The organism is Escherichia sp. E3659, from assembly GCF_005781135.1.
Classification (GTDB): domain Bacteria; phylum Pseudomonadota; class Gammaproteobacteria; order Enterobacterales; family Enterobacteriaceae; genus Escherichia.
In genome coordinates this window covers 23,080-33,194 of record NZ_VATQ01000036.1, presented here as the reverse complement: position 1 = coordinate 33,194, position 10,115 = coordinate 23,080, and the positions used below count along the sequence as shown (strand labels likewise).

Here is a 10,115-nt window from a genome sequence, read left to right as displayed (position 1 = left end):
TATCATGCCTACAAATGTTGCAGACACGTAGGCCGGATAAGGCGTTCACGCCGCATCCGGCAATGAGCGCCTGATGCGACGCTTGCGCGTCTTATCCGGCAATTCTCTGCTCCCGACGAGGGCAACAAATGCCGCGTGGCCTGGAATTACTGATAGCACAAACCATTTTGCAAGGCTTCGACGCCCAGTATGGTCGATTCCTCGAAGTGACTTCCGGGGCGCAGCAGCGTTTCGAGCAAGCCGACTGGCATGCTGTCCAGCAGGCGATGAAAAACCGTATCCATCTTTATGATCATCATGTGGGTCTGGTGGTGGAACAGCTGCGCTGTATCACTAACGGCCAAAGCACGGACGCGGAATTTTTACTGCGCGTCAAAGAGCATTACACCCGGCTGTTGCCGGATTATCCGCGCTTCGAGATTGCGGAGAGCTTTTTTAACTCCGTGTACTGTCGGTTATTTGACCACCGCTCGCTTACTCCCGAGCGGCTTTTTATCTTTAGCTCCCAGCCGGAGCGCCGTTTTCGTACCATTCCACGCCCGCTGGCAAAAGACTTTTATCCCGATCAGGGCTGGGAATCGCTACTAATGCGTGTTATCAGCGATCTGCCGCTGCGCCTGCGCTGGCAGAATAAAAGCCGTGATATCAACTACATCATTCGCCATCTGACCGAAACGGTGGGGACTGATAACCTCGCCGAAAGCCATTTACAGGTGGCGAACGAACTGTTTTACCGCAATAAAGCCGCCTGGCTGGTAGGCAAACTAATAACGCCTTCCGGCACATTGCCCTTTTTGCTGCCGATCCACCAGACGGACGATGGCGAGTTATTTATTGATACCTGCCTGACGACGACCGCCGAGGCGAGCATCGTCTTTGGCTTCGCGCGTTCCTATTTTATGGTTTACGCGCCGCTACCTGCCGCACTGGTCGAGTGGTTACGGGAAATTCTACCGGGCAAAACGACCGCAGAGCTGTACATGGCCATCGGCTGCCAGAAGCACGCCAAAACCGAAAGTTACCGTGAATATCTGATTTATCTGCAAGGCTGTAATGAGCAATTTATTGAAGCGCCGGGCATTCGTGGAATGGTGATGCTGGTGTTCACGCTGCCGGGCTTTGATCGGGTATTCAAAGTGATTAAAGACAAGTTCGCGCCGCAGAAAGAGATGTCTGCGGCTCACGTCCGCGCCTGCTATCAGTTGGTTAAAGAGCACGATCGTGTAGGCCGAATGGCGGACACCCAGGAATTTGAAAACTTTGTGCTGGCGAAGCGGCATATTTCCCCGGCATTAATGGAATTACTGCTCCAGGAGGCGCCGGAAAAAATCACCGATCTCGGCGAACAGATTGTGATTCGCCATCTCTACATCGAACGGCGAATGGTGCCGCTCAATATCTGGCTGGAACAAGTGGAAGGTCAGCAGCTGCGCGACGCCATTGAAGAGTACGGTAATGCCATTCGCCAGCTTGCCGCCGCCAATATTTTCCCTGGCGACATGCTGTTTAAAAACTTCGGTGTCACCCGTCATGGGCGTGTGGTGTTTTATGATTACGATGAAATTTGCTACATGACGGAAGTGAATTTCCGCGACATCCCACCGCCGCGCTACCCGGAAGACGAACTTGCTAGTGAGCCGTGGTACAGCGTTTCGCCGGGCGATGTTTTCCCGGAAGAATTCCGCCACTGGCTATGTGCCGACCCGCGCATTGGGCCACTGTTTGAAGAAATGCACGCCGATCTGTTCCGCGCCGATTACTGGCGCGCGCTACAAAACCGCATACGAGAAGGGCATGTGGAAGATGTTTATGCGTATCGGCGCAGGCAGCGATTTAGCGTTCGGTTTGTATAAATCAGAGGCGAAAATGTCAGCGCATTCCACCGTACGCCAGCGTCACTTCCTTCGCCGCTTTAATCACCATCGCGCCAAACTCGGTTACGCGGTCATCGGTAATACGTGAAATCGGCCCGGAAATCGAAATCGCGGCAAATGGTTCGCGGTGCTCGTCGAAAATACACGCCGCCAGGCAACGCAGCCCCAGCGCATGTTCTTCATCATCAAATGAATAACCCCGTTTGCGCGTCTGCGCGAGGTCTTCTTTTAAATGCACAGGAGACACCAGCGTCGCGTGGGTATAGGCATGTAAGCCTTTGCGGTGCAGCAGCTTCGTCACCTGCTCTTCACTTAGCTGGGCTAAGAAAGCTTTACCCGCACCGGAAGCGTGCATGGGTAATTTACCGCCGATAGGCGCGGACATACGCATCAGATGCGTACACTGCACCTGATCGATAATAATCGCTTCGTGATCGCTATGATCCAGCACCGCCATATTTACTGTTTCGCCAGACTCTTCCATCAGATTGCGCAGAATAGGATGGACAATGGCTAACAAATTACGGCTCTGGAGAAAGCTGCTGCCGACCATAAAAGCATGTGCGCCGATCGCCCAGTGACCCAGTTCACCGACCTGACGTACGAAACCCTGCTGTTGCATCGTGGTTAGCAGGCGGTGAGTAGTGGAGTTGGGTAATCCGGCTTGCTGAGCCAGTTCCGTTAGCGCCACACTGCCATTGGATTCGGCAATCCACTCCAGTAATTTCAGCCCACGCGTTAAAGACTGAACCTGTCCAGTCGCGGGTGCGGTGGCAACGGCGGGTTTTCTGCCGCGTTTTGCGGGAATGGGTGCGACCATGACAGTCTCCTTTTCTGTATCGTGGAAATCATTTTCATTTTTATTGCGGTGTAATGCAATAGTTGCCACACTGATCCGATGAGTTAATGTTGAACAAATCTCATGTTGCGTGGTGGTCGCTTTTACCACTGATGCGTTTATGCCAGTATGGTCTGTTGAATTTTTTTACAGTCTGGGTTGAGCGTGTCGGGAGCGAGTGTGAGCAGCAAAGTTGAACAACTGCGTGCGCAGTTAAATGAACGTATTCTGGTGCTGGACGGCGGTATGGGCACCATGATCCAGAGTTATCGACTGAACGAGGCAGATTTTCGCGGTGAACGTTTTGCCGACTGGCCTTGCGATCTTAAAGGTAACAACGACCTGCTGGTTCTCAGCAAACCGGAAGTGATCTCCGCCATCCACAACGCTTACTTTGAAGCGGGCGCAGATATCATCGAAACCAACACCTTCAACTCCACGACTATTGCGATGGCGGATTACCAGATGGAATCCCTGTCGGCAGAAATTAACTTTGCGGCAGCGAAACTGGCGCGTGCCTGTGCTGATGAGTGGACCGCGCGCACGCCGGAGAAACCGCGCTACGTTGCTGGTGTTCTCGGCCCAACCAACCGCACGGCGTCTATATCTCCGGACGTAAACGATCCAGCATTCCGCAACATCACTTTTGACCAGCTGGTGGCGGCTTATCGCGAATCCACCAAAGCATTAGTCGAAGGTGGTGCGGATCTGATTCTGATTGAAACCGTTTTCGACACCCTCAACGCCAAAGCGGCGATTTTTGCGGTGAAAACGGAGTTCGAAGCGCTGGGCGTTGAACTGCCGATTATGATCTCCGGCACCATCACCGACGCCTCCGGGCGCACACTCTCCGGGCAGACCACCGAAGCATTTTACAACTCATTGCGCCACGCCGAAGCGCTGACTTTTGGCCTCAACTGTGCGCTGGGGCCCGATGAACTGCGCCAGTACGTGCAGGAGCTGTCACGGATTGCGGAATGCTACGTCACCGCGCACCCGAACGCTGGGCTGCCCAACGCCTTTGGTGAATACGATCTCGACGCCGACACGATGGCGAAGCACATCCGCGAATGGGCGGAAGCGGGATTCCTCAATATCGTCGGCGGTTGCTGCGGTACCACGCCACGGCATATTGCAGCGATGAGTCGCGCAGTAGAAGGATTAGCGCCGCGCAAACTGCCGGAGATTCCCGTAGCCTGCCGTTTGTCCGGTCTGGAGCCGCTGAACATTGGCGATGACAGCCTGTTTGTTAACGTCGGTGAGCGGACTAACGTCACCGGTTCTGCCAAATTCAAACGCCTGATTAAAGAAGATAAATACAGCGAGGCGCTGGATGTGGCGCGCCAGCAGGTGGAAAACGGCGCGCAGATTATCGATATCAACATGGATGAAGGGATGCTCGACGCCGAAGCGGCGATGGTGCGTTTCCTCAGCCTGATTGCGGGGGAACCGGATATCGCCCGCGTGCCGATTATGATCGACTCCTCAAAATGGGAGGTCATCGAAAAGGGGCTGAAGTGTATTCAGGGCAAAGGCATTGTTAACTCTATCTCAATGAAAGAGGGCGTCGACGCCTTTATCCATCATGCGAAACTGTTGCGTCGTTACGGTGCAGCGGTGGTGGTAATGGCCTTTGACGAACAGGGTCAGGCCGATACCCGCGCACGGAAAATCGAGATTTGCCGTCGGGCGTACAAAATCCTCACCGAGGAAGTCGGCTTCCCGCCGGAAGATATCATCTTTGACCCGAACATTTTCGCGGTCGCAACTGGCATTGAAGAGCACAACAACTACGCGCAGGACTTTATCGGCGCGTGTGAAGACATCAAACGCGAACTGCCGCACGCGCTGATTTCCGGCGGCGTATCTAACGTTTCTTTCTCGTTCCGTGGTAACGATCCGGTGCGCGAAGCCATTCACGCGGTGTTCCTCTACTACGCTATCCGCAACGGTATGGATATGGGGATCGTCAACGCCGGGCAACTGGCGATTTACGACGACCTGCCCGCCGAACTGCGCGACGCGGTGGAAGATGTGATCCTCAATCGTCGCGACGATGGCACCGAGCGTTTACTGGAGCTTGCCGAGAAATATCGCGGCAGCAAAACCGACGACACCGCCAACGCACAGCAGGCGGAGTGGCGCTCGTGGGAAGTGAATAAACGTCTGGAATACTCGCTGGTCAAAGGTATTACCGAATTTATTGAACAGGACACCGAAGAAGCGCGCCAGCAGGCTGAGCGCCCTATTCAGGTGATTGAAGGCCCGTTGATGGACGGCATGAACGTGGTCGGCGATCTGTTTGGCGAAGGGAAAATGTTCCTGCCGCAGGTGGTGAAATCGGCGCGCGTCATGAAACAGGCGGTGGCGTATCTCGAACCGTTTATCGAAGCCAGCAAAGAGCAGGGCAAAACCAACGGCAAGATGGTGATCGCCACCGTGAAGGGTGACGTCCACGATATCGGTAAAAATATCGTTGGCGTGGTGCTGCAATGTAACAACTACGAAATCGTCGATCTCGGCGTGATGGTGCCTGCGGAAAAAATCCTCCGCACCGCCAAAGAAGTGAATGCCGATCTGATTGGCCTTTCGGGATTGATCACGCCGTCGCTGGACGAAATGGTCAACGTGGCGAAAGAGATGGAGCGTCAGGGCTTCACCATTCCGCTATTGATTGGCGGTGCGACCACCTCAAAAGCGCACACGGCGGTGAAAATTGAGCAGAACTACAGCGGCCCGACGGTGTATGTGCAGAATGCCTCGCGCACCGTTGGTGTGGTGGCGGCGCTGCTTTCCGACACTCAGCGTGATGATTTCGTTGCTCGTACCCGCAAGGAGTACGAAACCGTGCGTATTCAACACGGGCGCAAGAAACCGCGCACACCACCGGTCACGCTGGAAGCGGCGCGCGATAACGATTTCGCTTTTGACTGGCAGGCTTACACGCCGCCGGTGGCGCACCGTCTCGGCGTGCAGGAAGTCGAAGCCAGCATCGAAACGCTGCGTAATTACATCGACTGGACGCCGTTCTTTATGACCTGGTCGCTGGCCGGGAAGTATCCGCGCATTCTGGAAGATGAAGTGGTGGGCGAAGAGGCGAAGCGGCTGTTTAAAGACGCCAACGACATGTTGGATAAATTAAGCGCCGAGAAAACGCTGAATCCGCGTGGCGTGGTGGGCCTGTTCCCGGCAAACCGTGTGGGCGATGACATTGAAATCTACCGTGACGAAACGCGTACACATGTGATCAACGTCAGCCACCATCTGCGTCAACAGACCGAAAAAACGGGCTTCGCTAACTACTGTCTCGCTGACTTCGTTGCGCCGAAGCTTTCTGGTAAAGCAGATTACATCGGCGCATTTGCCGTGACTGGTGGGTTGGAAGAAGACGCGCTGGCTGATGCGTTCGAAGTGCAGCACGATGATTACAACAAAATCATGGTGAAGGCCCTTGCCGATCGTCTGGCGGAAGCCTTTGCGGAATATCTCCATGAGCGCGTACGTAAAGTTTACTGGGGCTATGCGCCGAACGAGAACCTCAGCAACGAAGAGCTGATCCGCGAAAACTACCAGGGCATCCGTCCGGCACCGGGCTACCCGGCCTGCCCGGAACATACGGAAAAAGCCACCATCTGGGAGCTGCTGGAAGTGGAAAAACACACTGGCATGAAACTCACAGAATCTTTCGCGATGTGGCCCGGTGCATCGGTTTCGGGTTGGTACTTCAGCCATCCGGACAGCAAGTACTATGCCGTGGCGCAGATTCAACGCGATCAGGTCGAAGACTATGCCCGTCGTAAAGGTATGAGCGTTACCGAAGTTGAACGCTGGCTGGCACCGAATCTGGGGTATGACGCGGAGTAAGTTAAAATACCGGGGCGTTTGCCCCGGTTGAGATTGATGGCAAACGTAAAATTGCCTGATGCGTTACGCTTATCAAACCTATATTGGCATTGCAATATATTGAAATTTCATGATTTTTGTGGGGTTGATAAAGCGGTTATGTCACATTCGGCATGAAAAAAGTCTACTTTACCTGTAATCTGAGGTGCCGAATAACCTACAGACGTAGCACATACAACTGGAAGTATGACGAGTATAAAAAGGCGGATTATAAGGCTCGTATCTATTAATGAATTTTTTCATAAAAAGGATTTACTTTATGCTCAGGCAATATAAAAAATATATTCTTCTTTTTTGGGGCATCATGGATGTTATTGCGATAGCCTCGTATTTGTTTTACTCGGTCGGTAATGGCCGTATTCCCTTTTATTCCGATATTGTCCATTCAATCTCCTTACTCCAGGATATCGGTGTTGAAGGCGGTTTTTACGCTTATGCGGTCGCCACTATTGCGCTACAAATTGTGTTAATGATCTCTTTATTCTTTTCTGCGCAATGTTTTTTAAGACAAAAAGAGATCAGTCTTCCTTTTTTTGCTTTTCAGGAAGTCATGCGCTTTGCTACCGTGAGTTTCTCAATCTCTGTAATACCATTGTTGCTTAATTATTTTAATTCTCAAAACCTGGTCTTAAATATTTCGTTATTTATTTTCTCAGAGTTTATAAAAGCGACAACAATTATCTGGTGTAGACGCCAGGGAAAAATGTGACAAAAATAGCAACAGGCAGAGACAAATTTTTATAAAAAAGAGTTTTAAAATGCTTTCTTGTATAAATCTCTTATACTGAGAGCATGCACAGGTGAAATGCCTGGATAAAAACAACATAATTAGAAAATTCTCAACAAGGAAATGCATAACAAAAAGGAGAACCTGATTCCGTGCTAACCTTGCTTCACCTGCTTTCTGCCGTCGCCCTGTTGGTCTGGGGGACGCATATTGTCCGAACGGGCGTAATGCGCGTCTTCGGTGCACGACTGCGTACAGTCCTTAGCCGGAGCGTCGAAAAGAAGCCGCTCGCCTTTTGCGCGGGGATCGGCGTTACCGCACTGGTACAGAGCAGTAATGCCACCACCATGCTGGTGACCTCGTTTGTCGCCCAGGATCTGGTTGCTCTCGCGCCCGCGCTGGTGATTGTGCTGGGGGCTGATGTCGGGACGGCGCTAATGGCGCGGGTCCTCACCTTCGATTTATCCTGGTTGTCACCGCTGCTCATTTTTATCGGCGTGATTTTTTTCCTCGGACGCAAACAGTCACGCGCCGGGCAACTGGGCCGCGTCGGTATTGGTCTTGGGCTGATTTTGCTGGCGCTGGAGTTGATTGTGCAGGCCGTAACGCCGATCACCCAGGCAAACGGCGTTCAGGTGATCTTTGCTTCGTTGACTGGCGATATTCTGCTGGATGCGCTGATTGGCGCGATGTTCGCCATTATCAGTTACTCCAGCCTTGCAGCTGTACTGCTGACCGCGACTCTGACCGCCGCAGGCATTATTTCCTTCCCGGTGGCGCTCTGTCTGGTAATCGGAGCCAACCTCGGTTCCGGCCTGCTGGCGATGCTCAACAACAGTGCCGCCAATGCAGCCGCTCGCCGTGTTGCGATGGGTAGTTTGTTGTTTAAGCTGGTGGGGAGCTTGATTATCCTGCCATTTGTCCATGTTCTGGCTGAATCAATGGATAAACTGCCTTTGCCAAAAGCGGAACTGGTTATCTATTTCCACGTATTCTACAACCTCGTTCGTTGCCTGGTCATGCTGCCGTTTGTCGATCCAATGGCGCGATTTTGCAAAACGATTATTCGCGATGAACCTGAGTTGGATGCCCATCTGAAACCAAAACATCTGGACGTTAGTGCGCTGGATACTCCGACTCTTGCTCTGGCGAATGCCGCCCGCGAAACACTGCGCATCGGTGACGCGATGGAACAGATGATGGAAGGGCTGAATAAAGTGATGCACGGTGAACCGCGTGAAGAGAAGGAGTTGCGCAAGCTGGCGGATGATATCAACGTCCTCTACACCGCGATTAAACTTTATTTGGCGCGGATGCCAAAAGAAGAGCTGGCAGAAGAAGAGTCGCGCCGCTGGGCGGAGATTATCGAAATGGCTCTCAACCTGGAGCAGGCTTCCGATATCGTCGAGCGCATGGGCAGCGAAATTGCTGACAAATCACTGGCAGCACGGCGGGCATTTTCGCTTGATGGGTTGAAGGAACTGGATGCGCTCTATGAGCAATTGCTCAGTAATTTAAAGCTGGCAATGTCGGTGTTCTTCTCTGGCGATGTCACCAGCGCTCGTCGTTTGCGCCGTAGTAAGCATCGCTTTCGCATTCTTAATCGCCGTTATTCCCATGCTCACGTCGATCGCCTGCATCAGCAAAACGTGCAAAGCATTGAAACCAGTTCGCTGCATTTAGGCTTACTGGGCGATATGCAGCGTCTGAACTCGCTGTTTTGTTCGGTGGCTTACAGTGTGCTGGAACAGCCTGATGAAGATGAGGGACGGGACGAGTATTAATACCGTGACCCTGTAGGCCTGATAAGACGCGTCAAGCGTCGCATCAGGCACTATGTACAAGATGCCGGATCATGCATCCGGCAATTCACTTAAAAACGGTGACCCGCTTCCAGCGGCACCGCTTCCTCACCAGCCTTAAACACATAAGTGGTGTTCGGGCCGCCCAGCGTAGCGTGACCTTTACTTACTGTGATCCAGTTACCTTCCGGCAGACCAATAATGGTCAGTTCTGGCGCGACGACCAGCAGTTCGCGAATACGCTGCTCGCGCGTTTCCCCTTTATGGCCTTCCGGCAGCGCGTTGGTGAAGTGCGGGTTGATTTGCAGCGGGAACAGATTCAGCGCATCGAAACCTTGCGGATCGACAATCGGCATATCGTTGGTGGTGCGGATAGTTGGGCAAGCAAGGTTAGCGCCTGCACTCCAGCCGATATACAGCGCGCCACGTTTTACTACGTCGGCAATGGGTGCCAAAAGCCCGCGTACGCGGCATTCTTTCAGCAACTGGAAAGTGTTGCCGCCGCCGACAATCACGATCTCAGCATTTTCAATCGCGGCAACAGGATCGGCCACGCTATGAATACCGGTGACAGAAACGCCAAGTGGGGCAAGGACCGCAGCCGTTTTGGCCGTATAATCATCCCAGGTTTGCGTTACGCCAGCGAAAGGAATAAACACCGCTGAACGGCGACCTTGCAACTGTTCAGCAATCAACGGCAGCGCATGTTCCAGCCAGGCTTTACCCGGCAGCGTCGAGTTACTCAATAAAAGCAGTTCCATTACTTCTCCGGTTAGTAAGAAATCACGGGAGGCATGCTACCACTGTGATTTTAACCGCTTACTGACATGGCTCACGATGTCGCGCATTGAACCAGGCGTTCTGAGAATAGTTAGCAAACAAGGCGCTGAGCCTGATGACAAACACAGCATTGCCTGATGCGCTACGCTTATCAGGCCTTCAAGCTAATTGCAATGTCTTGAATTTTCGCG

6 protein-coding genes are annotated in these 10,115 nt (G+C 52.8%); 4 read left to right on the top strand and 2 right to left on the bottom strand.

The features are described 5' to 3' along the window. Positions 1 to 128 precede the first annotated feature (128 nt). Positions 129 to 1,853 carry a bifunctional isocitrate dehydrogenase kinase/phosphatase gene (gene aceK / locus FEK47_RS20580; protein ID WP_138183356.1) on the top strand — a complete coding sequence of 575 codons (1,725 nt, stop codon included), beginning with the start codon at positions 129 to 131 and terminating at the stop codon, positions 1,851 to 1,853. 16 nt (positions 1,854 to 1,869) lie between these two features. On the opposite strand, the gene iclR is transcribed toward aceK, so the two are convergent. After that, positions 1,870 to 2,694: a glyoxylate bypass operon transcriptional repressor IclR gene (gene iclR, locus FEK47_RS20575; protein ID WP_000226399.1), complete on the bottom strand. Its 825-nt coding sequence runs from the start codon at positions 2,692 to 2,694 to the stop codon at positions 1,870 to 1,872. Between the two features lie 198 nt (positions 2,695 to 2,892). Here iclR and metH point away from each other — a divergent pair, with 198 nt between their 5' ends. The 3 genes from metH (at position 2,893) to FEK47_RS20560 (ending at position 9,126) form a co-directional block, all read left to right on the top strand. Continuing rightward, entirely contained in the window at positions 2,893 to 6,576 is a 3,684-nt protein-coding gene (gene metH, locus FEK47_RS20570) for a methionine synthase (RefSeq protein ID WP_135486818.1), read from the top strand. 298 nt (positions 6,577 to 6,874) lie between these two features. Further along, positions 6,875 to 7,324: a hypothetical protein gene (locus FEK47_RS20565; protein ID WP_135486817.1), complete on the top strand. Its 450-nt coding sequence runs from the start codon at positions 6,875 to 6,877 to the stop codon at positions 7,322 to 7,324. A 170-nt stretch (positions 7,325 to 7,494) separates the two neighbouring features. After that, positions 7,495 to 9,126 carry a Na/Pi cotransporter family protein gene (locus FEK47_RS20560; RefSeq protein WP_130218618.1) on the top strand — a complete coding sequence of 544 codons (1,632 nt, stop codon included), beginning with the start codon at positions 7,495 to 7,497 and terminating at the stop codon, positions 9,124 to 9,126. 89 nt (positions 9,127 to 9,215) lie between these two features. Here the strand turns inward: FEK47_RS20560 and pepE are convergent, their stop codons facing one another. Further along, positions 9,216 to 9,905, bottom strand: a complete 690-nt coding sequence (gene pepE, locus FEK47_RS20555; RefSeq protein WP_097752848.1) for a dipeptidase PepE — start codon at positions 9,903 to 9,905, stop codon at positions 9,216 to 9,218. Positions 9,906 to 10,115: the final 210 nt, after the last annotated feature.

Bases quoted from the DNA above. Each gene is read 5' to 3' on its own strand.
- FEK47_RS20565 (WP_135486817.1), top strand. From the start codon at position 6,875: ATGCTCAGGCAATATAAAAAATATATTCTTCTTTTTTGGGGCATCATG.
- iclR (WP_000226399.1), bottom strand. From the start codon at position 2,694: ATGGTCGCACCCATTCCCGCAAAACGCGGCAGAAAACCCGCCGTTGCC.
- pepE (WP_097752848.1), bottom strand. From the start codon at position 9,905: ATGGAACTGCTTTTATTGAGTAACTCGACGCTGCCGGGTAAAGCCTGG.
- aceK (WP_138183356.1), top strand. From the start codon at position 129: ATGCCGCGTGGCCTGGAATTACTGATAGCACAAACCATTTTGCAAGGC.